19 protein-coding genes are annotated in these 23,277 nt (G+C 61.5%); 6 read left to right on the forward strand and 13 right to left on the reverse strand.

Going from position 1 to position 23,277, the window contains the following annotated elements; translation table 11 throughout:
• Positions 1 to 147: 147 nt before the first annotated feature.
• From EC919_RS01880 to EC919_RS01895, 4 genes are all read left to right on the forward strand, one after another.
• Positions 148 to 1,356, forward strand: coding sequence for a CmpA/NrtA family ABC transporter substrate-binding protein (locus EC919_RS01880; RefSeq protein ID WP_133770668.1), 1,209 nt, complete (start codon positions 148 to 150; stop codon positions 1,354 to 1,356).
• A gap of 12 nt (positions 1,357 to 1,368) precedes the next feature.
• Positions 1,369 to 1,944: an ANTAR domain-containing response regulator gene (locus EC919_RS01885; RefSeq protein WP_133770670.1), complete on the forward strand. Its 576-nt coding sequence runs from the start codon at positions 1,369 to 1,371 to the stop codon at positions 1,942 to 1,944.
• Positions 1,945 to 3,122: 1,178 nt separating this feature from the next.
• A complete protein-coding gene (locus EC919_RS01890; RefSeq protein ID WP_133770672.1) occupies positions 3,123 to 4,334 on the forward strand; it encodes a nitrate/nitrite transporter in 1,212 nt (403 codons plus the stop codon).
• Between the two features lie 51 nt (positions 4,335 to 4,385).
• Positions 4,386 to 6,038 (forward strand): bifunctional protein-serine/threonine kinase/phosphatase, encoded by a 1,653-nt coding sequence (locus EC919_RS01895; protein ID WP_133770903.1) that lies wholly within the window; start codon positions 4,386 to 4,388, stop codon positions 6,036 to 6,038.
• A 160-nt stretch (positions 6,039 to 6,198) separates the two neighbouring features.
• Here the strand turns inward: EC919_RS01895 and EC919_RS01900 are convergent, their stop codons facing one another.
• The 8 genes from EC919_RS01900 to ppsA all read right to left on the reverse strand — a co-directional run bounded on the left by EC919_RS01900 (position 6,199) and on the right by ppsA (position 14,518).
• Complete coding sequence (locus tag EC919_RS01900; RefSeq protein ID WP_133770674.1) at positions 6,199 to 7,233, reverse strand: OmpA family protein; 1,035 nt, start codon at positions 7,231 to 7,233, stop codon at positions 6,199 to 6,201.
• Positions 7,234 to 7,340: 107 nt separating this feature from the next.
• Positions 7,341 to 7,931, reverse strand: coding sequence for an RNA polymerase sigma factor SigX (gene sigX, locus EC919_RS01905; RefSeq protein WP_133770676.1), 591 nt, complete (start codon positions 7,929 to 7,931; stop codon positions 7,341 to 7,343).
• Positions 7,932 to 8,020: 89 nt separating this feature from the next.
• Positions 8,021 to 8,845: a mechanosensitive ion channel family protein gene (locus EC919_RS01910; protein ID WP_037011040.1), complete on the reverse strand. Its 825-nt coding sequence runs from the start codon at positions 8,843 to 8,845 to the stop codon at positions 8,021 to 8,023.
• Between the two features lie 2 nt (positions 8,846 to 8,847).
• Positions 8,848 to 9,117 (reverse strand): CrfX protein, encoded by a 270-nt coding sequence (locus EC919_RS01915; protein ID WP_133770678.1) that lies wholly within the window; start codon positions 9,115 to 9,117, stop codon positions 8,848 to 8,850.
• A gap of 86 nt (positions 9,118 to 9,203) precedes the next feature.
• A complete protein-coding gene (locus tag EC919_RS01920) occupies positions 9,204 to 10,199 on the reverse strand; it encodes a zinc transporter ZntB (RefSeq protein WP_133770680.1) in 996 nt (331 codons plus the stop codon).
• 52 nt (positions 10,200 to 10,251) lie between these two features.
• Positions 10,252 to 10,740, reverse strand: coding sequence for a ribonuclease E activity regulator RraA (gene rraA, locus EC919_RS01925; RefSeq protein ID WP_133770683.1), 489 nt, complete (start codon positions 10,738 to 10,740; stop codon positions 10,252 to 10,254).
• 238 nt (positions 10,741 to 10,978) lie between these two features.
• Positions 10,979 to 11,971 (reverse strand): alpha/beta fold hydrolase, encoded by a 993-nt coding sequence (locus EC919_RS01930; protein ID WP_133770685.1) that lies wholly within the window; start codon positions 11,969 to 11,971, stop codon positions 10,979 to 10,981.
• Positions 11,972 to 12,142: 171 nt separating this feature from the next.
• Positions 12,143 to 14,518 (reverse strand): phosphoenolpyruvate synthase, encoded by a 2,376-nt coding sequence (gene ppsA, locus EC919_RS01935; protein WP_133770687.1) that lies wholly within the window; start codon positions 14,516 to 14,518, stop codon positions 12,143 to 12,145.
• 150 nt (positions 14,519 to 14,668) lie between these two features.
• Here ppsA and ppsR point away from each other — a divergent pair, with 150 nt between their 5' ends.
• Positions 14,669 to 15,487 (forward strand): posphoenolpyruvate synthetase regulatory kinase/phosphorylase PpsR, encoded by an 819-nt coding sequence (gene ppsR, locus EC919_RS01940; RefSeq protein WP_074887131.1) that lies wholly within the window; start codon positions 14,669 to 14,671, stop codon positions 15,485 to 15,487.
• Positions 15,488 to 15,635: 148 nt separating this feature from the next.
• Here ppsR and prpF read toward each other — a convergent pair whose 3' ends face one another.
• The 5 genes from prpF to EC919_RS01965 all read right to left on the reverse strand — a co-directional run bounded on the left by prpF (position 15,636) and on the right by EC919_RS01965 (position 22,414).
• Positions 15,636 to 16,817, reverse strand: coding sequence for a 2-methylaconitate cis-trans isomerase PrpF (prpF, locus tag EC919_RS01945; protein ID WP_133770689.1), 1,182 nt, complete (start codon positions 16,815 to 16,817; stop codon positions 15,636 to 15,638).
• 51 nt (positions 16,818 to 16,868) lie between these two features.
• Positions 16,869 to 19,463 (reverse strand): Fe/S-dependent 2-methylisocitrate dehydratase AcnD, encoded by a 2,595-nt coding sequence (acnD, locus tag EC919_RS01950; protein WP_133770691.1) that lies wholly within the window; start codon positions 19,461 to 19,463, stop codon positions 16,869 to 16,871.
• Between the two features lie 62 nt (positions 19,464 to 19,525).
• Positions 19,526 to 20,653 (reverse strand): bifunctional 2-methylcitrate synthase/citrate synthase, encoded by a 1,128-nt coding sequence (gene prpC / locus EC919_RS01955; RefSeq protein WP_133770693.1) that lies wholly within the window; start codon positions 20,651 to 20,653, stop codon positions 19,526 to 19,528.
• Positions 20,654 to 20,819: 166 nt separating this feature from the next.
• The gene (gene prpB / locus EC919_RS01960) at positions 20,820 to 21,710 is read right to left on the reverse strand and encodes a methylisocitrate lyase (RefSeq protein ID WP_133770695.1); all 891 of its coding nucleotides are present in this window, start codon (positions 21,708 to 21,710) and stop codon (positions 20,820 to 20,822) included.
• Positions 21,707 to 22,414 (reverse strand): GntR family transcriptional regulator, encoded by a 708-nt coding sequence (locus EC919_RS01965; RefSeq protein ID WP_133770697.1) that lies wholly within the window; start codon positions 22,412 to 22,414, stop codon positions 21,707 to 21,709. Before EC919_RS01965 ends, prpB begins: the two co-directional genes overlap by 4 nt.
• Before the next feature lie 297 nt (positions 22,415 to 22,711).
• On the opposite strand from EC919_RS01965, the gene EC919_RS01970 reads away from it, so the two are divergent.
• A complete protein-coding gene (locus EC919_RS01970; protein WP_133770905.1) occupies positions 22,712 to 23,275 on the forward strand; it encodes an ATP-dependent zinc protease family protein in 564 nt (187 codons plus the stop codon).
• Positions 23,276 to 23,277 lie beyond the last annotated feature (2 nt).

Here is a 23,277-nt window from a genome sequence, read left to right on the forward strand (position 1 = left end):
TGTCCCGTATCGACTCGATCCAATGGCGGAGCGAGACACAGGACAATGACGTCGCTGTCGCCCCGGTTCAATCTGGGCGAGGCGGCGTTTTTTTTGGACGATCGGCAGCGCTGACTCGCGCTTCGGCCTCCACGCGGAATGGCAACCATGAATGACACGCTCACCCCCTCGCTGGCCTGGGTCAACGGCAGCGACGCACCGGAACTGGCCAGCGTCGACCTCGGTTTCATGGCGCTCACCGACAGCGCCTCGCTCATCGTCGCCGCGACCCAGGGCTTCGCCCAGCCCTATGGCCTGCACATCAACCTGCACCGTCAGACCTCGTGGGCCAACCTGCGCGACAAACTGGTCAGCGGACAATTGCACGCGGCCCACAGCCTCTATGGCCTGGTCTACGCCGTGCAACTGGGGCTGGCCGGGCCGGCGAAGCCCATGGCGGTGCTGATGGGGCTGAACCAGAACGGCCAGAGCATCAACCTGTCGAGGGCGCTGCAGGATGCCGGCGTGACCACTCCTGATGCACTCGATCGGCGCACGCACCAAAGCGACTCAAAACTGACCTTCGCCCAGACCTTTCCCACCGGCAATCACGCCCTGTGGCTTTATTACTGGCTTGCGAGCCAAGGCATTCACCCGCTTCATGATGTCGACAGCGTGGTGGTGCCGCCGCCGCAGATGGTCGAGCACTTGCAGGCCGGGCGCATCGACGGCTTTTGCGTCGGCGAGCCGTGGGGTGCCAGCGCGGTTCAGCAGAATCTGGGCTTCACCCTCGCGACGTCCCAGGCCATCTGGCCGGACCACCCGGAAAAGGTGCTGGCGTGCAGCCAGGAATTCGTCGAGCAATATCCGAACACGGCGCGGGCGCTGGTAATGGCGGTGCTTGAAGCCAGTCGCTTCATCGAAGAGAGCGCTGACAACCGGCGCAGCACCGCGCAATTGCTCAGCGCCGCCGAGTACGTCAATGCACCCGTCGGCGCCATCGAATCGCGGCTACTGGGCGAGTACGACGACGGGCTCGGCAACCGATGGCACGACCATCACGCCATCCGCTTCCATGGCGACGGTCAGGTGAACATGCCGTGGCTGTCTGACGGCATGTGGTTCATGACCCAGTTCCGCCGCTGGGGTTTGCTGCGCGAAGACCCGGATTATCTCGGCGTCGCCCGCAGCGTCCAGCAGCTTGGCCTGTACCGCGAGGCCGCCGAATCACTGGGCATCGCCGTGCCGCCGTCGCCCATGCGCAGCAGCCAGCTGATCGACGGCAAAATCTGGGACGGCAGCGAACCGGCGCGTTACGCCCGCAGCTTCAAGCTGCACGCGCTGGCCGATGCCGCCCTTTCTCATGCTGATCGCTGAGGGGACGCCAAGATGCTGCGAATCCTGCTGATCAACGACACCCCTAAAAAGGTCGGTCGCCTGAAAGCGGCGCTGACCGAAGCCGGCTTTGAGGTCATCGACGAATCCGGGCTGATCATCGACCTGCCCGCACGGGTCCAGGCCGTGCGCCCGGACGTGATCCTCATCGACACCGAGTCGCCGGGCCGTGACGTGCTGGAGCAAGTGGTGCTGGTCACCCGCGATCTGCCACGCCCTATCGTGATGTTCACCGACGAGCATGATCCGGCTGTAATGCGTCAGGCGATCAAGTCCGGGGTCAGCGCTTACATCGTGGAAGGCATTCACGCGCAACGCCTGCAGCCGATTCTGGACGTCGCCATGGCCCGCTTTGAAAGCGATCAGGACCTGCGCGCGCAACTGCATGCCCGCGATCAGCAACTGGCCGAACGCAAGCGCATCGAGACGGCCAAGGGTCTGCTGATGAAGATGAAGCAGTGCAACGAGGAAGAGGCCTACACCCTGATGCGACGCCAGGCCATGAGCCGGCAGCAGAAGCTGATTCAGGTGGCAGAGCAGATCATCGCCATGAGTGAGCTGTTGGGCTGAGCGCATCCAGGCCCGGACAACCTCGGTATGAATGGCTACACCCACTCTCTCTGTAGAGACCGGCCTTGGGTACGCCGAAAGTTGGGTGCCTCGCCGAGATCCACTGTAGGAGCGCGCTTGCCCGCGAACGCGGTGTGCCTGTGACGAACCCATCGCCTGACACTCTGCCTTCGCGGGCAAGCGCGCTCCTACAGGTTGAGTGGCCGGCGCCATTTGCTCGTTTGACGCATGCCCACTGTAGAGCCGGCTTGCTGCGGGGAGATCGGACGAAGACGTTCTGTCAGCTCTTCACATGTCAACCGACACGCTGCATTCGCCAGCAAGCCAGCATCTGCCGGCGTTGGTCATCCCGAAGGTAGGGTGCCTTGCCGAGATCCACTGTAGGAGCGCGCTTGCCCGCGAACGCGGTGTGCCTGTGACGAACCCATCGCCTGACACTCTGCCTTCGCGGGCAAGCGCGCTCCTACAGGTTGAGTGGCCGACGCTATTTGCTCGTTTGACGCACGCCCACTGCAGGAGCCGGCTTGCTGCGGGCCGCGATCGGACGAAGACGGTCTGTCAGCTCTTCACATGTCGACTGACACGCTGTATTCGCCAGCAAGCCAGCATCTGCCGGCTTTGGTCATCCCGAAGGTAGGGTGCCTTGCCGAGATCCACTGTAGGAGCGCGCTTGCCCGCGAACGCGGTGTGCCTGTGACGAAGAAATCGCCTGACACTCTGCCTTCGCGGGCAAGCGCGCTCCTACAGGTTGAGTGGCCGACGCCATTTGCTCGTTTGACGCACGCCCACTGCAGGAGCCGGCTTGCTGCGGGCCGCGATCGGACGAACACGGTCGGTCAGCTCTTCACATGTCGACTGACCCACTGCCTTCGCCAGCAAGCCGGCTCCTACGAAAAATGCCCAGGGCCCGCCGGATTCATGCAACCGGGAGCCTGGCGCGCATTTGGCCCACGGATTGCTAGGTAGAACCCAAAGGTAGCCAACGGCGGTTGCCCACTCACGACAAAGACGTCGCACCCCTTCGCGAAAGCGCACAGGGCTGCGGCGTTTTTTCGTTTTTGCCCTGAACACATCGGGGTGGGTGGAGTGCCGGTCTGGTGCTTCGCCTGCATGACCTGACCCGTAGCGGTGCGAGCAACACCTCCACCGAACACGAATCCCTGCAGATGAGGTGGTAGATGAACACGAGTTTCTGGAAAGCCGGCCATAAACCGACACTGTTCGCAGCGTTCCTGTATTTCGACCTGAGCTTCATGGTCTGGTACCTGCTCGGCCCGATAGCCGTGCAGATTGCCGCCGACCTGCACCTGACCACCCAGCAACGCGGCCTGATGGTCGCCACACCGATTCTGGCGGGAGCGGTGCTGCGCTTCATCATGGGCATGCTCGCCGACCAGTTGTCACCGAAGACCGCCGGGATCATCGGCCAGGTCATCGTCATCGCCGCGCTGCTGGGCGCCTGGCAACTGGGCATTCACAGCTATGAACAAGCGCTGCTGCTCGGCGTATTCCTTGGCATGGCCGGCGCGTCCTTCGCTGTGGCCCTGCCGCTGGCTTCGCAGTGGTACCCGCCGCAGCATCAGGGCAAAGCCATGGGCATCGCCGGGGCCGGCAACTCCGGAACGGTGTTCGCGGCATTGATCGCCCCAGTGCTCGCCGCCAGTTTCGGCTGGAACAACGTGTTCGGCTTCGCCGTAGCGCCGCTTTTGCTGACCCTCATCGCTTTCTCGCTCATGGCAAAAAACGCTCCCGAACGCCCCAAAGCCAAATCCATGAGTGACTATTTCAAAGCCCTGGGCGACCGCGACAGCTGGTGGTTCATGTTCTTTTACAGCGTGACCTTCGGCGGTTTCATCGGCCTGGCCAGCGCCCTGCCCGGTTATTTCAACGATCAATACGGCCTGAGCCCGGTGGCCGCAGGCTACTACACCGCCGCCTGCGTCTTTGGCGGCAGCATGATGCGGCCACTGGGCGGCGCCCTTGCCGATCGCTTTGGCGGGATTCGCACGCTGTCCGGCATGTACGCGGTCGCTGCGATCTGCATCGCTGCCGTCGGTTTCAACCTGCCCAGCTCCTGGGCCGCACTGGCGCTGTTCGTCGCGGCCATGCTCGGCCTCGGCGCTGGTAACGGCGCGGTATTCCAGTTGGTGCCACAACGCTTTCGCAAAGAGATCGGCGTCATGACCGGCCTGATCGGCATGGCCGGTGGCATCGGCGGTTTCCTGCTCGCCGCCGGACTTGGCGCCATCAAGCAGAACACCGGCGAGTACCAACTGGGCTTGTGGCTGTTCGCGTTCCTTGGCGTGCTGGCCTGGTTCGGCCTGATGAACGTCAAGCGTCGCTGGAGAACCACCTGGGGCTCGGCCGCTGTCACCGCCGCCCGTGTCTAGACCGTGAGCGTCAATCAGCCGCTGACGCCGGTCGCGAGCACTGCGACCGGCTTGCAACTGCGCGTCGCCGAGTTCAGCGCGACCGGTCCGCGGAAGGAGAATCAGGACGCTATACGCGTAGTAACTCCTGCCCCGGCGCTGGCCGCCAGCAAGGGTTGCCTGTTCGCCCTGGCCGACGGCGTCAGTCAATGCGCCGACGGCGGACTGGCGTCCCGGGCCACGCTCCAGGCGCTGGCCATGGATTACTACGCGACGCCGGAAACCTGGAGCGTCGCCCAGGCCCTTGACCGCCTGCTGCTGGCGCAAAACCGCTGGCTGCTGGCCAACGGCTTGTTGACCACCCTCAGTGCGCTGGTCCTGCGCGGGCGTCGCTTCACCCTCGCCCATGTCGGCGACTGCCGCGTGTATCGCTGGCACTCAGGGCAGCTGCAGCGAATCAGCCAGGACCACGTCTGGGAACAGCCGGACATGCAGCACGTCTTGAAGCGCGCGCTGGGTCTGGATCAATACGTGGTCATGGATTATCTGGACGGCGAGCTGCGCCAGGGCGAGCGCTTGCTGCTGGTCAGCGATGGCGTGTGGGCAACATTGGGCGATGACCGAATCGGCTCGATTCTCAATGAACAGGCAGACCTAGATACGGCTGTCCGAACGCTGGTCAACGCCGCGCATCTCTCGGGCAGCGCCGATAACGCGAGCGCCTTGCTGTTACAGGTGGAACAGTTGGGCTCGGACAGCCTGGGCGAAACGCTGCTGCAACTTCAGCAATGGCCTGTCCCACCGATCCTCAAGGCAGGACAGACCTTTGAAGGCTGGCAGGTCGAAACCCGTTTGAGCGACTCGCGACAATCCCTTCTGTATCGCGTACGCGACAGCCAACAGCACCCGTGGCTATTGAAGACACTGCCGCCCTCGCGCCTTGACGAGGCCGGCGCGGCGGAGGCCTTGTTGCTTGAAGAATGGTTCCTGCGTCGCGTGGCCGGTCGTTTCTTTCCCGAGCTTCACCCGCTAGGGCAGCGCCAGCATCTGTACTACGTGATGCGTGAGTACGCCGGCCAGAGCCTGGCTGACCTCTTTGATGAGGAAGGGCCGATGGCACTGTCGCCCTGGCTGAGTCTGGCCAGGGAATTGATCGCTGCAATTGGTCTGCTGCACCGGCGCAACATTATTCACCGCGACATCAAGCCGGAGAATCTGCTGCTCGAGCAGGCGGGAAGTTTGCGCATCCTGGATTTCGGGCTGGCCTACAGCCCGGGTTTGTCACTGAATCACAGTAGCGACGTGCCCGGCACGCCCAGCTTTATGGCCCCTGAAGCCTTCGAAGGCGCGGAACCCAGCCCAGGTTTCGACCTGTATGCCGCCAGCGTCACGCTGTATTTCCTGCTGACCGGCCACTACCCTTACGGCGAGATTGAACCCTTCCAGCGCCGCCGCTTCGGCAAGCCGCTGCCGGTGAGTCGTTACCGACCGGATGTCCCGGACTGGCTGGAACAGCATCTAGAGCGTGCCCTGCAGGCTGATCCGCTGAAGCGCTTCGAGACCGCCGAGCACTGGCTCGTGCACTTTCAACAGGGCGAACTATCGCCGCTGAATAAACGGACAATCCCACTGCTGGAGCGTGAGCCGCTTAAAGTCTGGCGCGCAGTTGCCTTGGTGTCGCTGCTGTTCAATCTGGTGTTGTGGGTGTTGGTACTGAAACGCTAATGAGGGCTTAGTCGTTCAAGGGTATTCGCTTAGATGGATCCAGATTCATCCGTTTTTTTCGCTTAGACAGCCAGACCGCAAATGAAGCAGGATCACCGGGGTCAAATCGCAGGCAAAGAAAAACCCGGCCTGAGCCGGGTTTTTCGTGAAGCGAGGCTAATTACTTAGCTTGGGCTTCTACTTGTGCTTCTACGCGACGGTTTACAGCGCGGCCAGCGTCAGTTGCGTTGTCAGCAACTGGGCGGGTTTCACCGTAGCCAACCGAGTTTACGCGGTTAGCGCCAACACCGTACTGGTTAACCAGGACTTGCTTAACGGCGTTTGCACGACGCTCGGACAGCTTCTGGTTGTAAGCGTCAGGACCGACGGAGTCAGTGTGACCTTCAACAGTGGTGGTGGTCTGTGGGTACTGCTTCATGAAGTCAGCCAGGTTCTTGATGTCGCCGTAGCTGTTTGGCTTCACAACCGACTTGTTGAAGTCGAATTTCACGTCCAGCTCAACACGTACGACTTCAGCTACAGCTGGGCAGCCGTTAGCGTCGACAGTCACGTTTGCTGGGGTGTCTGGGCACTTGTCAACGTTGTCGCAAACGCCGTCGTTGTCGCTGTCGGAGCACACTTCAGCTACTGGAGCCGGTGCTGCTTCAACTTTCTTCGAACCGCCGCCGAAGTTCACACCGATACCGACGCTTGGCGCCCACTCGGTGTCGCCCTGGTCGATGTTGTACTGAGCTTCAACGCCAGCACGGGCATAGAAGTTGTCAGTGAAGTACAGCTTGGCACCGCCGCCGATGTTGGCGAAGGTGGAGCGGTTACGACCGCCGCTGCCATTCTGACCGATGCTCTGATCGGAGAAACCAGCCGAGACGTACGGACGCAGCATGTCGCCCGGGTTGTTGAAGTGGTACAGAGCGTCCAGAGCGGTATCAGCGCCCTTGATGTTCTTGCCGTCGTCGCTACGGACGTTGTGCACTTCGTCGTAGCCCAGACGCAATTCAACGTCGTCGGTCAGGAAGTAGCCAACAGAACCGCCGAACAGGTTGCCGTCGTTTTTGAAGTTACGAGCGCTGTCGTACTGTTCTTTCTTGGCGAAGCCTTCGATTTCGACTGCGCCTTGGCCTTGTGCCAGAGCGCCGAACGAAGTTGCGGCAACAATAGTACCAATGGCCAAGCCCAAGGTGTTTTTCAGTTTCATCCGTTAAATCCCCATCTGGTGATTGTAAAGCAGTCCCCCTCAGCGAGAGACAACTCGTCGGCAAGTCTATCAGAACTTGCCTGCTCGTTAGAGATATTTGCACCGAGTTAAGTTTCGGTAAAGCCTGCAAATTTCTCACGTAATTTATCAAGTGCCCGTTTGTAACGCATTTTCGTGGCACTCAGGCCCATGTGCATGATGTCCGCGATCTCCTGAAACTCCAGCTCTGCGACGAATCGTAGCACCAGAATTTCCCTGTCGATCGGGTTCACATGCACAAGCCAACGATCAAGCCCGCCCTTTTCTTCTGGTTTCGGCGTCTTTTCTTCCGACGCTTCCTCGAGGGGGTCAAGACTCAAAGCGTCCAGCAACCGACGCTTTCGCCGCTCCTTCCTGTACTGCGTGATGCATTCGTTGTACGTGATGCTGTAGAGCCAGGTTTTGAACTTCGATTTACCCTCGAAGTTCTTCAAGCCATACAACACCTTAAGCATCACTTCCTGACAGACATCGTCAGCATCGCGATCGTTCCCCAGATACCGTGCACAGACGTTAAAAAGTGTCCGCTGGTAACGACGCATCAGTTCTTCGTAGGCCCGCGTCACATGAAACAGTTCGGCGTGCGAACGCGCAACCAGCTCCTCATCGGAGAGCTCGCGTGGGTCGTAGCGCAGAGAGGGCGTTTGAGCGTTATTCAAAACAAGTCGTGCCGACAGTCGGGTAGATGTCTGCCGCGCCCGGGAATCGCCCGGGTTTTGCGGCGGCATACATTAGCAGATTCGCCGGCTCAACGGCTGCTCACTCGCTGCTCGAGGAGTATCCTGTTGGACAAAGACACCAACTCGCCTTCCTCGGTCAGCAGGGTGGTCTTCACCGTGCCAATCTCTTCGATCTGCCCTTCAACCTCACCCACACGCACTTGTTGCCCTACCTGATACAACTCACGTACATAAATTCCTGCCAGGATCTGGCTCGCGATTTCGCGGCTTCCCAGTCCCATGGCCAGTGCAACGGCCAGACCAACGGTAATCAAACCGATAACGATTACATGGTTCAGCAGGTCGGTCTTGACCTCCAGCTGACTGATCGCCACCGATATACTGATGATAATCACCAGCCACTGGGCGATTCGCCCCAGGCCGGCCGAGTAATCCAGGCCTACGCCTTCGGCGGCGCCACGCACGATACCGTTGACCAACTGCGCCAGCAATACCCCGACCAGCAACACCAGCGCGGCGCCGAAAACTTTCGGCAGGTACAGCGCCAGCATGTCCAGCGTTGCGGAAACCCGCTCCAGCCCCAGCGATTCTGCCGCCGACACCAGAAAAATCAAGAGCACGAACCAATAGACGATCTTGCCGATCAAGGTCGAAATCGGGACCTGAATGCCCGCGCGGCTGATCAGCTTGGTCAAACCGGTGCCGCCCATCAGGCGATCCAGACCGAGTTTGGCCAACAACTTGGAAAGCAGGGTGTCGAGCAGTTTTGCAACCACGAAACCCAGAAGGACCACGACCAGCGCCCCGAACAGATTCGGAATAAAGTTCGCGACTTTGGTCCACAACGCAGTCATTGCAGTAACCAGGCTCTGCGTCCAGAGATCCAATTCCATATTCAATCAGCCTTGTCTTGTGCACCGGTACCGGTAAACGTGGTACCGGCACGTGTCGCCTTGCGGCGAGAAACGGGTGAAACGTGAGCGGAGCCGTTGTTCACGGCGATCATCAAAGCCTGCGTGCAACGCCCCAGAAGACTGAACAGATCACCAGCGCCCACCTGCCGGTTGGCGGTCTTCAACACTCGGCCCAGAACGGCATCGTCGTCCCGGCTGCTGGACGAAGCGTTGAGCATGTCGCGCAGTGATTCTTCAAACGGGTCGTGCATAGGCACCTCACGCAATGTCACTGAAAGACGCAGCCAATTCTGCCTGAGTCACACGACACACCTGAACGCCTTCCGTTTTTTGATCCTCATACCCAGCGCAATCGCTTGAACAGCCACATTTGTCCCACGGCGACGGCCAGTATCAACAGGCAGGCGTACACAAATCCGTAGGGATTTTCCGACCCCGGGATGCCGCCCACATTGATGCCCAGCAAACCGGTCAGGAAGCTCATCGGCAGGAAGATGCCAGTGATGACCCCGAACCGATAGATGGTCCTGTTCATGCGCTCGTTGCGACGCCTGTCTTCGGCCTCAAGCACCAGCCCCACGCGCTCTTTGGTTAATTCCAGCTCTTCAAGATAGCGCGTCAGGCTGTTGTTCAATTCGTTCCAGTAATCGGCATCGTCCTCCACAAACCACGGCATTTTGCTGCGCGTCATCTGCGCGTAGATCTCACGCTGGGGCGCAAGGAACCGACGCAATCCCGCCGCTCGCCGGCGGATGTGAACCATGTTGCCGTGCTCGGGCAGATACCGCTCGTCGGCATCTATGCGTTCTTCCATGTCATCGACCAGTTCGGTCAGCTCGCTGACCACCGCCTGGACCTTGTCGGTCAGAAACTGAGCCAGATACAGCAGCAATTCGGACGCCGTTTTCGGGCCCTTTCCTTCATTCAATGACGCAATCAGCTCATCGGTTGCCCGCAGTGAGCGCAGGCGCAACGAAATAACGCGCTGGGCGGCAGCAAAAATCCTCACCGAGACCATGTCTTCCGGCTCGGCGCCCGGGTTCAGGTTGATCCCGCGCAGGAACAGCAGCAACTCGTTGTCCGGCAAGGCCAGCAGGCGGGGCCGGGTGTTCTCTTCGAGCATCAGGTCACAGACGAATTCGCTAAGACCGCTGGTCTTGCGCAACCACGTCTGAGTCTGCGGGTGGCTGCGGTCCCAATGGAGCCACACACTTTCGTGGGGCTCCAGCTGCAGGCCATCCAGTGCAGTTCGGGGGATTGAACGCGCCCCGCCCTTTCCGTCCAAAACGAGGGCATGAACCAGCCCCCACTGCGCGTTTGTATCGTCGAACATTCCTATCCTTGCTGAGTGAATCGCTAATGGCGTAAAAGAATATTGAGGCCGGTCAGTCCGGCATCTTCAGTGCGCTGGGCGAGACGATGATGCCGTTGTTGTCGGCATAGATGAACTCACCCGGCCTGAACGTCACACCGCCGAAGGTCACCACTTTGCCCACATCACCCAGGCCACGTTTTTCGGTCTTTAGCGGATGACTGGCCAATGCCTGCACACCGAGGTCGGTCTGTGCCAGGACATCGACGTCACGCACACAGCCGAAAATCACCATGCCCTCCCAACCGTTTTTCGCCGCCTTTTCAGCGATCATGTCGCCGAGCAGAGCGCAACGCAGAGAACCTCCACCGTCCACTACCAGGACTTTGCCGTGTCCGGGCTGGTCGGCTTGCTCGCGCACGTGAGAATTGTCTTCGAAGCACTTGAGCGTGACGATCTCGCCGCCAAATGAATCACGGCCACCAAAGTTGCTGAACATCGGCTCTACCACCTGAACCCGCTCAGGGTAGGCGTCGCACAAGTCCGGGGTGATGTAATGCATGGGTAACTCCTGTCAGGAAAGCTCTGTGATGAGGGTAGACAGCCACTAGGATAGACGGCTACGAGAATAGGCGGCCTAAACGACCGACCCTCCACGCGCATTGCATCCTTTATATAGCACCTCAGGCACAACAGAAAATCTGACCAACGAGTCGCCACCAGCCGTTCGGCCCCGGTGTCGAGAATGGATGCAGCTTATCGCCAACGCTGTGTGCAAGGAATGGCCAGGCCCGTGACAATCACGGAGTTGCCATCATGTTCAGCATTGATTCAGGCTTTACCACCGCACCGTGCCGGTTCAGCCAGTCCGCCACACGGGGCCAGACCTGAGTTTGCGCGGCTTTGCTGACCAGCATGGGCACGTGACCGAAGTCTTCGCTGAAGCCATGTTCGCGGCCGAGCACGAGAAAGGTCCGATCATCGCTGCCAAAACGCTCGAAGAGCTGGCGGCAGGCCCATTCCGGGTCCTGATGATCGCCAGCGCCCGCCACACACAGCAGCGGAACTGTGACCTGTTGCAGCCCGCCCCACCAGTCATCCTTCTTGTGCCCGAAGCCGCCGAACAGGCCATGCCAGCGCATGCTTTCCAGAAGGACGCCCATGGGCTCGTCTTCCGGGCCGCGCTTGAAACGCGAGCCCGAAACGTGCTCGAAGCGCTTGAGCAGCAGTCGTGCAGCCCATTGCAGCGGCGGCACTTTGAGCGGCCAGTGGCTGCGGGTGACCTGACTGCCGAACAGCGCCACCGACGCCGCGTCGCCGGCGGTCAGATACTGCCCACCCAACGCCGCGGCGAGGGTCGTGCCGCCGAGGGAATGGCCGATCCAGTGCGGCGCGTCGCCGGTCTGCTCACGCACGAATGCGGCGATGGCCGGCAGATCAAAGCGCGCGTAGTCCGCGACGCAATTGGTTTTGTACGCACTGTTGCGTGCCGACAGACCGTGCCCACGCATTTCCGGGATCCACACATCGAACCCGGCACGGGCCAGATAGGCACCCAGGCCGATGCCTTTGGGCGAATACCAGAAGCGCCGGTTGGAAAAGCTGCCGTGCAGCAGGACCACCGGCACGCCTCGGGCATCCGGGGCCGAAACACGACCCAGCCGGGTGACGGCGATTTCGACGGTGAAATCCGGGCTATTGCCGGGCTTCAAACGGTAGACGTCCTCGGTCAGGTCGCCACGACGCTCGGCACTGATCAGGGCCACGGGGAAGAGAAGACTGCTGCTTTGCATGGTGCTCTTGCTGGACGCTCTCGATGGATGGGGGCTGGCAATTAGGCTGGGACAGCAGGTTGACGCTGCCAGCGCGCTGAAAATCACCCACAAAAAAGGGCGGATTCGTTAAAAACCGCCCTTTCGGGAAACCGGCCCATGGAAACGGGCCGGCATCTTACTCGATCTGCATCAGGTTGGAGCGTCCTCTCCAGACAGGAAGAACCAGGTTTCCAGTACCGAATCAGGATTGAGGGAAACGCTTTCGATCCCCTGCTCCATCAACCAGCGCGCCAGATCCGGGTGATCGGACGGGCCTTGGCCGCAGATGCCGATGTACTTGCCGGCCTTGTTACAGGCCTGAATGGCGTAGGACAGCAGCTTCTTGACCGCAGGATTACGCTCGTCGAACAGGTGGGCGATGATCCCGGAGTCACGGTCCAGACCCAGGGTCAGCTGGGTCAGGTCGTTGGAGCCGATGGAGAAACCGTCGAAGAACTCGAGGAATTCATCGGCCATCAGGGCGTTGGACGGCAGCTCGCACATCATGATGACGCGCAGGCCGTTCTCGCCACGGGCCAGACCGTTTTCGGCGAGCAGATCGATGACCTGGCTTGCTTCGCCCAGGGTGCGGACGAACGGCACCATGATTTCGACGTTGGTCAGGCCCATCTCGTTGCGCACGCGCTTGAGGGCGCGGCATTCGAGCTCGAAGCAGTCGCGGAAGTTTTCGCTGATGTAACGCGACGCGCCACGGAAGCCCAGCATCGGGTTTTCTTCTTCCGGCTCGTAGAGCTTGCCGCCAATGAGGTTGGCGTATTCGTTGGACTTGAAGTCCGACAGGCGCACGATGACTTTCTTCGGCGAGAACGCCGCCGCCAGGGTGCTGATGCCTTCGACCAGCTTCTCGACGTAGAACCCGACCGGATCGTTGTAACCGGCGATGCGCTTGTCGACGCTTTCCTTGATGTCCTGGGGCAGGTTGGCGTAGTTCAGCAGCGCCTTGGGGTGCACGCCGATCATGCGGTTGATGATGAATTCCAGACGCGCCAGGCCGATACCGGCGTTGGGCAGCTGGGCAAAGTCAAAAGCGCGATCGGGGTTGCCGACGTTCATCATGATCTTGAACGGCAGATCAGGCATGGCGTCGACGGAGTTCTGCTTGATGTCGAAGCCCAGCTCGCCCTCGAAGATGTAACCGGTGTCGCCCTCGGCGCAGGACACGGTGACGCCCTGACCTTCCTGCAACAGCTCAGTGGCGTTGCCGCAACCCACTACCGCCGGGATGCCCAACTCGCGAGCGATGATCGCCGCGTGGCAAGTACGCCCGCCGCGGTTGGTAACGATGGCGCTGGCGCGCTTCATGACCGGTTCCCAGTCCGGGTCGGTCATGTCGGAGACCAGCACGTCGCCGGGCTGGACCTTGTCCATCTCGGACACGTCTTTGATGATCCGCACTTTGCCGGCGCCGATGCGCTGGCCGATGGCGCGGCCTTCCACCAGCACGGTGCCCTTCTCTTTGAGCAGGTAACGCTCCATGACGTTGGCCGAGGTGCGGCTTTTCACGGTCTCGGGACGCGCCTGCACGATGTACAGCTTGCCGTCGTCGCCGTCTTTGGCCCACTCGATGTCCATCGGGCACTGGTAATGCTTTTCGATGATCATCGCCTGGCGCGCCAAGTTGCTGACTTCCTCGTCGCTGAGGCAGAAACGCGCGCGATCGGCCAGGTCGACGTCGATGGTCTTGACCGATTTGCCGGCCTTGGCCTCTTCGCCGTAGATCATCTTGATTGCCTTGCTGCCCAGGTTGCGGCGCAGGATCGCCGGGCGACCGGCTTCAAGGGTGTTTTTGTGAACGTAGAACTCGTCCGGGTTGACCGCGCCCTGAACGACGGTCTCGCCCAGGCCGTAGGCGCCGGTAATGAACACCACGTCGCGGAAACCGGATTCGGTGTCCAGGGTGAACATGACGCCGGCGGTGCCGGTTTCAGAACGCACCATGCGCTGCACGCCAGCGGACAGCGCCACCAGCTTATGGTCGAAGCCCTGGTGCACGCGGTAGGAAATGGCGCGGTCGTTGAACAGCGACGCGAAGACTTCTTTCGCCGCGCGGATCACGTTTTCGACGCCGCGGATGTTCAGGAAGGTTTCCTGCTGACCGGCGAACGAAGCGTCCGGTAAATCTTCTGCGGTGGCGGAAGAGCGCACGGCCACGGCGATGTCCGGGTTGCCCGCCGAGAGTTCGGCGAAGGCGGTGCGGATTTCGGCGTTGAGCTTCTCGGGAAATTCAGCCTCCATGATCCACTGACGGATCTTCGCGCCGGTTCTCGCCAGCTCGTTGACGTCGTCGACATCCAGTGCGTCGAGGGCCTGATGGATCTGATCGTTCAGGCCACTCTGCTCAAGGAAATCACGGTAGGCCTGAGCGGTAGTGGCAAAGCCACCGGGAACGGACACGCCTGCGCCCGCCAGGTTGCTGATCATCTCGCCGAGGGATGCGTTCTTGCCCCCCACGTGCTCAACATCATGTTTGCCGAGCTTATCGAGGGAAACTACGTACTCTACCAAGGTGATCTCTCCACTAACCGGTTATTGTTGGGAAACGCTTTGGTGCGGGAATCGCGGCGATTGAAAACGGGTAGACTGCGGCCAGCCATGGCCCACAAGCCGGCCTATCATATCCACAAATGGTCATTAGCTTAAGGCCCCGGGGCGCAAATGAAACGATCCGCTTTTTTCATCTCCGATGGCACCGGCATCACCGCCGAAACACTGGGCCAGAGCCTGTTAGCGCAATTTGAGAACATTACATTCAACAAGTTCACGCGGCCCTACATCGACAGCGTCGAGAAGGCGCGGGCCATGGTGCAGCAAATCAACAAGGCCGCCGAGAAGGACGAAGCCCGCCCGATCATCTTCGATACCATCGTCAATCAGGACATCCGCGAGATTCTCGCGACCTCCGACGGCTTCATGATCGACATCTTCTCGACCTTCCTCGCCCCGCTGGAGCTGGAGCTTAGTTCACACTCTTCCTACTCGGTGGGGAAATCCCACTCCATCGGGCACAACTCCAATTACATGGAGCGGATCGAGGCGGTGAACTTCGCGCTGGACAACGACGACGGCGCCAGAACCCATTACTACGACAAAGCCGACATCATTCTGGTGGGTGTGTCGCGCTGCGGCAAAACCCCGACCTGCCTGTACATGGCCATGCAGTTCGGCATCCGCGCGGCCAATTACCCGTTGACCGAAGACGACATGGAGCGCCTGCAGTTGCCCGCTGCGCTGAAGCTGCACCGGGACAAGCTGTTCGGCCTGACCATCGACCCCGATCGCCTGACCGCGATCCGCCACGAACGCAAACCCAACAGCCGTTACGCCAGCTACGCCCAGTGCGAGTTCGAGGTACGCGAAGTTGAGGGCCTGTTCCGCCGCGAAAACATCCCGCACATCAATTCCACGCATTTTTCGGTCGAGGAAATCTCGGCGAAGGTGCTGGTGGAGAAAGGCGTCGAGCGGCGGTTTAAATAAGCGCGCAGCTCAAACACTGTGGGAGCCGGCTTGCTGGCGAACCGATCCATCACACACTGTTTTCAGTGCCTGACACACCGCATTCGTCCGAACGCGGCCCGCAGCAAGCCGGCTCCTACGGATTTCCGTGCTCAATGAAACCGAGCTTTCAGCCCGGCACGCGCACCCATCCTTCCATCAACACCCGCGCGCTGCGGCTCATGATGGCTTTTTTGACTTGCCATTCGCCGTCGACCGACACCGCCTCAGCGCCAACGCGCAGGGTGCCGGAGGGGTGGCCGAAACGCACGGCGCAGCGCTCGCCGCCGCCCGCTGCCAGATTGACCAGCGTCCCCGGAATCGCTGCCGCCGTGCCGATAGCCACTGCCGCGGTGCCCATCATCGCGTGGTGCAGCTTGCCCATGGACATGGCGCGGACCAGCAAATCGGTGTCCTCGGGGGCGACCCGCTTGCCGCTGGAAGACAGGTACTCGGCGGGCGCGGCCACGAACGCCACTTTGGGCGTGTGCTGACGCGTGGCTGCCTCCTCAACCGTCCCGATCAGCCCCATGCGCACGGCGCCGTAGGCCCTGATCGTTTCGAACATGCTCAGGGCCTTCGGGTCGCTGTTGATCGCGTCCTGCAATTCGCTGCCCGTATACCCGATATCACGGGCGTTGACGAAGATCGTCGGGATACCGGCATTGATCATCGTCGCCTTGAACGTCCCCACACCCGGCACTTGAAGCTCGTCCACGAGATTGCCGGTGGGGAACATCGAACCCCCTGCGCCCTCCTCGTCCGCCGCCGGGTCCATGAATTCCAGCTGCACTTCCGCCGCCGGAAAGGTCACGCCGTCGAGCTCGAAATCGCCGGTTTCCTGAACCGCCCCGTCGGTCATCGGCACATGGGCGATGATGGTTTTGCCGATGTTGGCCTGCCAGATGCGCACCACCGCCACGCCGTTCCGGGGAATGCGCGCCGGGTCAACCAGACCGTTGCTGATGGCGAACGGGCCGACCGCCGCCGACAGGTTGCCGCAATTGCCGCTCCAGTCGACGAAGGGTCTATCGATGGCAACCTGGCCAAACAGGTAATCGACGTCGTGATCGGCTTTCTCGCTCTTCGACAGGATCACCGTTTTGCTGGTGCTCGACGTTGCGCCGCCCATGCCATCGATCTGCTTGGCGTAGGGGTCGGGACTGCCGATCACCCGCAGCAACAAGGCGTCACGGGCCGGGCCTGGAGCTTGCGCGGCTTCGGGCAGGTCGTCCCGGAGGAAAAACACGCCCTTGCTGGTGCCGCCGCGCATATAGGTCGCGGGAATCTTGATCTGTGCTGTGGAAGCCATGAACTGTTCCTTCTAATTCTTTCTTATATAGAGAGCAGAGCGCGCGGCGGCTCAGGCGACGGCCGAGGATTCGAGGAAGTCCTGGGCGAAGCGTTGCAACACGCCGCCGGCCTCGTAGATCAACACCTCTTCCCCGGTGTCCAGACGGCAGGTCACCGGCACCTCTACGCGCTCGCCATTCTTGCGCTGGATGATCAGGGTCAGCGTGGCGCCCGGCGTACGCTCGCCGATCACGTCGTAGGTTTCACTGCCATCGATGCCCAGGGTCAGGCGATTGGTGCCCGGCTTGAACTCCAGCGGCAGCACGCCCATGCCCACCAGATTGGTGCGGTGGATGCGCTCGAAGCCTTCGGCGACGATGACTTCGACGCCCGCCAGGCGCACGCCCTTGGCGGCCCAGTCCCGGGACGAACCCTGGCCGTAATCGGCGCCGGCAATGATGATCAGCGGCTGCTTGCGCGCCATGTAGGTTTCGATGGCCTCCCACATCCGCGTGACCTGGCCTTCCGGCTCGACGCGCGCGTAGGAACCCTGCTTGACCTTGCCGTTCTCCACCACCATTTCATTAAACAGCTTGGGGTTGGCGAACGTGGCGCGCTGGGCCGTCAGGTGATCGCCGCGGTGGGTGGCGTAGGAGTTGAAGTCCTCCTCCGGCAGGCCCATTTTTTCCAGGTATTCGCCGGCGGCACTGTCGAGCATGATCGCGTTGGACGGCGACAGGTGATCGGTGGTGATGTTGTCCGGCAGCACCGCCAGCGGGCGCATGCCACGGAGGGTTCGCTCACCGGCGAGCGCGCCTTCCCAATAAGGAGGGCGGCGAATGTACGTGCTCATCGGGCGCCAGTCGTACAGCGGCGCGACTTTCGGGCCGGTGTCTTCGTGAATGGCGAACATCGGGATGTACACCTGACGGAACTGCTCCGGCTTGACCGAGGCTTTCACCACCTGGTCAATCTCCGCGTCGCTCGGCCAGAGGTCTTTCAGGCGGATTTCTTCGCCATTGGGGCCGAGGCCCAGCACGTCTTTCTCGATATCGAAGCGGATGGTTCCGGCGATGGCGTAGGCCACTACCAGCGGCGGTGAGGCCAGAAACGCCTGCTTGGCGTAAGGGTGAATGCGCCCGTCAAAGTTGCGGTTGCCCGACAACACCGCCGTGGCGTACAGATCGCGGTCGATGATTTCCTGCTGGATCACGGGGTCCAGCGCGCCGGACATGCCGTTGCAGGTGGTGCAGGCGAACGCGACGATGCCGAAACCCAGTTGCTCCAGCTCGCCGGTCAGCCCTGCTTCATCCAGGTACAGCGCGACGGTTTTCGAGCCCGGCGCCAGGGACGATTTGACCCATGGTTTGCGCGTCAGCCCTAGGCGATTGGCGTTGCGCGCCAGCAGGCCTCCGGCGATGACGTTGCGCGGGTTGCTGGTGTTGGTGCAGCTGGTGATGGCAGCGATGATCACCGCGCCGTCCGGCATTTCGCCCGGGGTTTCTTCCCACGGCGCCGCGATGCCTTTGGCGGCCAGATCGGCGGTGGCTACACGTGCGTGGGGGTTGGACGGCCCGGCCATGTTGCGCACCACGCTGGACAGGTCGAAATACAGCACGCGCTCGTATTCGGCGGTGACCAGGCTGTCGGCCCAGAGCCCGGTGTGGCGGGCGAAGGCTTCAACCAGCTGCACTTGCTGGTCTTCGCGACCGGTCAGCCGGAGGTAGTCGATGGTCTGTTGATCGATGCTGAACATGGCCGCAGTGGCGCCGTATTCGGGGGCCATGTTCGAGATGGTCGCGCGGTCGCCGAGGGTCAGCGCGCGGGCGCCCTCGCCGTAGAACTCAAGGTACGCGCCGACGACCTTTTGCTGACGCAGGTATTCGGTGAGCGCGAGCACCACGTCGGTGGCGGTAATGCCCGGCTGCGGACGACCCGACAGCTCGACGCCAATGATGTCCGGCAGGCGCATCCACGAGGCGCGGCCGAGCATGACGTTCTCGGCTTCAAGGCCGCCGACGCCAATGGCGACGACGCCCAGCGCATCAACGTGAGGCGTGTGGCTGTCGGTGCCGACCAGGGTGTCCGGGAAGGCGACGCCATTCAGCGTCTGAATCACCGGTGACATCCGCTCCAGATTGATCTGATGCATGATGCCGTTGCCCGGCGGGATCACCTCGACGTTCTTGAAGGCTTGCTTGGTCCAGTTGATGAAGTGGAAACGGTCTTCGTTGCGACGGTCTTCAATCGCCCGGTTCTTGCTGAACGCGTCCGGGTCGTAGCCCCCGCATTCGACGGCCAGCGAGTGGTCGACGATCAATTGCACCGGCACCACCGGATTGACCTGGGCGGGGTCGCCGCCCATGTCGGCGATGGCGTCGCGCAAGCCGGCCAGATCAACCAGCGCGGTCTGGCCGAGAATGTCGTGGCAGACCACGCGGGCCGGAAACCACGGGAAATCGAGATCGCGCTTGCGTTCGATCAACTGCGTGAGCGAGGCCGTCAGCGTCGTCGGATGGCAACGGCGCACCAGGTTTTCGGCGAGCACGCGGGAGGTGTACGGCAGCGTGGCGTAGGCGCCGGGCTTGATCGCATCGACCGCCGCGCGGGCGTCGAAGTAATCCAGCACAGTGCCGGGCAGGGCTTTGCGGTATTCAGTGTTCATCGTCAGGACTCGATCACGGAAAAGTTACGGGTGGAGAGCCCCGTGGAACTCTCCTTTCCCCATCAGCGCTGTTCGATGGGCACGAATTTGCGCTGTTCGACGCCGATGTATTCGGCGCTCGGTCGGATGATGCGGTTGTTGGCGCGCTGTTCGAAGACGTGGGAGGCCCAGCCGGTCAGGCGCGAGCAGACGAAGATCGGGGTGAACAGCTGGGTCGGGATGCCCATGAAGTGGTACGCCGAGGCGTGATAGAAGTCGGCGTTGGGGAAGAGTTTCTTCTGCTCCCACATGGTCTTGTCGATGGCTTCGGAGACCGGGAACAGCACCGTGTCGCCCACTTCCTCCGCAAGCTTTTTCGACCAACCCTTGATCACCTCGTTACGCGGGTCGTTGTCCTTATAGATCGCGTGGCCGAAGCCCATGATCTTGTCCTTGCGCTCCAGCATCGCCAAAGTGCCCTTTGTCGCTTCTTCGGCTGAGGAAAACTTCTGGATCATCTCCATCGCCGCTTCATTGGCGCCGCCATGCAAAGGCCCGCGCAGGGTGCCAATGGCCGCCGTGATGCAGGAAAACAGGTCGGACAGGGTCGATGCACAGACCCGGGCGGTGAACGTGGAGGCGTTGAACTCGTGCTCGGCGTAGAGAATCAGCGACACATCCATGACCTTGCGGTGCAGTTCGCTCGGCGCCTTGTCCAGCAACAGCTTCAGGAAGTGCCCGGCGATGGACACCTCGTCGGTGACGCAGTCGATGCGCTTGCCTTCGTGGCTGAAGCGGTACCAGTAGCACATGATCGCCGGGAACGCGGCGAGCAGCCGGTCGGTGGAATCGAGCTGCTGGGCGAAGCTGGCTTCGGGCTCGAGATTGCCGAGCATCGAGCAGCCGGTGCGCATCACGTCCATGGGGTGGGTGTCGGCGGGAATGCGCTCCAGCACTTCTTTCAACGCCAGGGGCAGGTCACGCAGCCCCTGGAGTTTTGTCAGGTAGCCGTCGAGTTGCGCCTGGGTCGGCAGTTCGCCGTACAACAGCAGGTAGGCGACTTCCTCGAAACGGGCGTCGGCGGCGAGTTCACGCACGTCATAGCCGCGGTAGGTCAATCCGGCGCCGGCCTGGCCGACGGTGGACAACGCGGTCTGCCCGGCCACCTGGCCCCGCAGGCCTGCGCCGCTCAATACTTTTGCTTCAGCCATTGCTGTCTCCAGTCTTGTAGTTGTGTGGGAATCGGCAATTCTTTCCAGTTCGCAAGATGCTTCATCTGTAGGAGCGCGCTTGCCCGCGAAGGCGTCGTGTCAGCACCCACAAGGTCAGCTGATTGAATGCATTCGCGGGCCAGCGTGCTCCTGCAAAGGTGCGAAATCAGCCCTTCTTCTGCGCAAACAGTGCATCGAGCTTCTGCTCGAAGGCGTGGTAGTCGATGCGCTCGTACAGCTCCATGCGCGTCTGCATGGTGTCGACGACGTTCTTCTGGGTGCCGTCGCGGCGGATTGCGGTGTAGACGTTTTCGGCAGCCTTGTTCATCGCCCGGAACGCCGACAGTGGATACAGCACCAGCGCGACTTCGGCGGACTTCAGCTCGTCGGTGGTGAACAGTGGCGTCGAGCCGAATTCGGTGATGTTGGCGAGAATCGGCGCCTTCACCCGTGAGGCAAACAGCTTGTACATCTCAAGCTCGGTGATCGCTTCCGGGAAGACCATGTCCGCGCCCGCTTCGATGCACGCGGCGGCACGGTCCAGTGCTGATTCCAGCCCTTCCACCGCCAGCGCATCGGTGCGCGCCATGATCACGAAACTGTCGTCGGTTCGCGCATCGACCGCCGCCTTGATCCGATCAACCATCTCCTGCTGCGAGACAATTTCCTTGCCGGGCCGATGACCGCAGCGCTTGGCGCCCACCTGGTCTTCGATGTGCATCGCCGCCGCGCCGAACTTGATCATCGACTTCACCGTACGCGCCACGTTGAACGCCGAGGCACCGAAACCGGTGTCGACGTCCACCAGCAGCGGCAGGTCGCAGACGTCAGTGATGCGGCGCACGTCGGTGAGCACGTCGTCCAGGCCGGTAATGCCGAGGTCCGGCACGCCCAGCGAACCCGCCGCGACACCCCCGCCGGACAGGTAAATCGCCTTGAAGCCGGCCCGTTGCGCCAGCAGCGCATGGTTGGCATTGATCGTGCCGACCACCTGCAGCGGGTGCTCGCTGGCAACGGCGTCACGGAAGCGTTGGCCGGGAGTGGTTCTTGTGGTCATTGTTCACCTCGGGCAGTGGCAGCGTGGAAGTGCTGCTCAATATTGCGTTTGGACGCGGCGATGTGACGGCGCATCAGCAGCTCGGCCAGCTCACCGTCACGTTCGGCGATGGCGTCGAGAATACGGTGGTGCTCGGCGAACGCCTGGCGCGGGCGGTTGGGCGTCGTCGAGAACTGGATGCGGTACATGCGCACCAGTTGGTACAGGTCATCGCAGAGCATCTGGGTCAGGGTGCTGTTGCGCGCGCCCTGGATGATCCGGTAGTGAAAGTCGAAGTCGCCTTCTTGCTGGTAATAGCCGACACCGGCCTGAAAGGCGCTGTCGCATTCGTGGGTTTCCAGCACCCGGCGCAGCTCGTCGACTTCTTCAACGGTCATGCGCTCGGCGGCCAGGCGACAGGCCATGCCTTCGAGGGATTCGCGGATTTCGTACAGCTCGACCAGCTCGGCATGGCTCAAGGAAACCACGCGAGCGCCGACGTGGGGGACGCGCACCAACAGGCGCTGGCCTTCAAGCCGGTGAATGGCCTCGCGCAACGGTCCGCGGCTGATGCCGTAGGTGCGCGCCAGTTCGGGCTCGGAGATCTTGCTGCCGGGGGCGATGTCGCCCTTGACGATGGCCGCCTGTATACGGCGAAAAACATTCTCCGATAGCGTCTCGGCATCGACCGGCGAGGGAGGCAGGATTGCTGCTGCATCCAACATTGTTGACACCTACTGACTGAATGCCAGCAAATCTAGCGAAAGAAGCCAGATCCGTCAAAGCTAAAAGGGTGATTGTCGACAATCGTCTAAGGGCGACACATTTTCACGAAGTGCCAGACAGTGCCTATCCACACCGCCCTTCGCTCGCGCCATAAAAGCTTCATGCTAGAATGCCGGCCGCTTCAGACCGCCGACGCGGGCAGCAGGCCGCTTTTGCAGGAACGGCAGCCCTGGGTCAAACCAAATCCCCATTTCGACGTCAAAGCAGCTCTTTCTCTCTTCATCGCGCCTGGACTTATGAGCCGCCACCCTCTTCTCTTCCTCTTATCCCTGTACGTGCCAGGCTTCTTTATGCCCGGACTTTTTCTGCCCGGGATCGTCCTGGCCGCTGAAAAAACGGTGTACGGCCTGAACGAATATGCCGAGCTTGCCGACATCGACCTGCAGGTCGCAGCCAAGCTGGACACCGGCGCCAAAACCGCTTCCCTGAGCGCCCGCGACATCAAACGCTTCAAGCGCAATGGCGAATCCTGGGTGCGCTTTTACCTGGCCATCGACGACGCCCACGAACACCCCATCGAACGCCCCCTGGCCCGGGTCAGCAAGATCAAGCGCCGCGCGGGTGATATCGACGCCGATGACGACAAGAAATACACCGCCCGCCCGGTCATCAGCCTGGATGTCTGCATGGGCGCGGCGCTGCGCACCATAGAAGTGAACTTGACCGACCGCAGTGCATTCCAATACCCGCTTTTGATTGGCTCCGAAGCCCTCAAGCACTTCGACGCGCTGGTCGATCCAAGCCTGAAATACGCAGCAGGCAAGCCTGCCTGCGTCACCGACGCTAAAACCGCAGAGTAACG

It is taken from the genome of Pseudomonas graminis (assembly GCF_004364335.1).
Classification (GTDB): Bacteria; Pseudomonadota; Gammaproteobacteria; order Pseudomonadales; family Pseudomonadaceae; genus Aquipseudomonas; species Aquipseudomonas graminis_D.

Coding starts and splice junctions, on each gene's coding strand:
- EC919_RS01880 (WP_133770668.1), top strand. CDS start 148: ATGAATGACACGCTCACCCCCTCGCTGGCCTGGGTCAACGGCAGCGAC.
- EC919_RS01885 (WP_133770670.1), top strand. CDS start 1,369: ATGCTGCGAATCCTGCTGATCAACGACACCCCTAAAAAGGTCGGTCGC.
- EC919_RS01890 (WP_133770672.1), top strand. CDS start 3,123: ATGAACACGAGTTTCTGGAAAGCCGGCCATAAACCGACACTGTTCGCA.
- EC919_RS01900 (WP_133770674.1), bottom strand. CDS start 7,233: ATGAAACTGAAAAACACCTTGGGCTTGGCCATTGGTACTATTGTTGCC.
- EC919_RS01910 (WP_037011040.1), bottom strand. CDS start 8,845: ATGGAATTGGATCTCTGGACGCAGAGCCTGGTTACTGCAATGACTGCG.
- EC919_RS01915 (WP_133770678.1), bottom strand. CDS start 9,117: ATGCACGACCCGTTTGAAGAATCACTGCGCGACATGCTCAACGCTTCG.
- EC919_RS01920 (WP_133770680.1), bottom strand. CDS start 10,199: ATGTTCGACGATACAAACGCGCAGTGGGGGCTGGTTCATGCCCTCGTT.
- rraA (WP_133770683.1), bottom strand. CDS start 10,740: ATGCATTACATCACCCCGGACTTGTGCGACGCCTACCCTGAGCGGGTT.
- EC919_RS01930 (WP_133770685.1), bottom strand. CDS start 11,971: ATGCAAAGCAGCAGTCTTCTCTTCCCCGTGGCCCTGATCAGTGCCGAG.
- ppsR (WP_074887131.1), top strand. CDS start 14,669: ATGAAACGATCCGCTTTTTTCATCTCCGATGGCACCGGCATCACCGCC.
- prpF (WP_133770689.1), bottom strand. CDS start 16,817: ATGGCTTCCACAGCACAGATCAAGATTCCCGCGACCTATATGCGCGGC.
- acnD (WP_133770691.1), bottom strand. CDS start 19,463: ATGAACACTGAATACCGCAAAGCCCTGCCCGGCACTGTGCTGGATTAC.
- prpC (WP_133770693.1), bottom strand. CDS start 20,653: ATGGCTGAAGCAAAAGTATTGAGCGGCGCAGGCCTGCGGGGCCAGGTG.
- prpB (WP_133770695.1), bottom strand. CDS start 21,710: ATGACCACAAGAACCACTCCCGGCCAACGCTTCCGTGACGCCGTTGCC.
- EC919_RS01965 (WP_133770697.1), bottom strand. CDS start 22,414: ATGTTGGATGCAGCAGCAATCCTGCCTCCCTCGCCGGTCGATGCCGAG.
- EC919_RS01970 (WP_133770905.1), top strand. CDS start 22,712: ATGAGCCGCCACCCTCTTCTCTTCCTCTTATCCCTGTACGTGCCAGGC.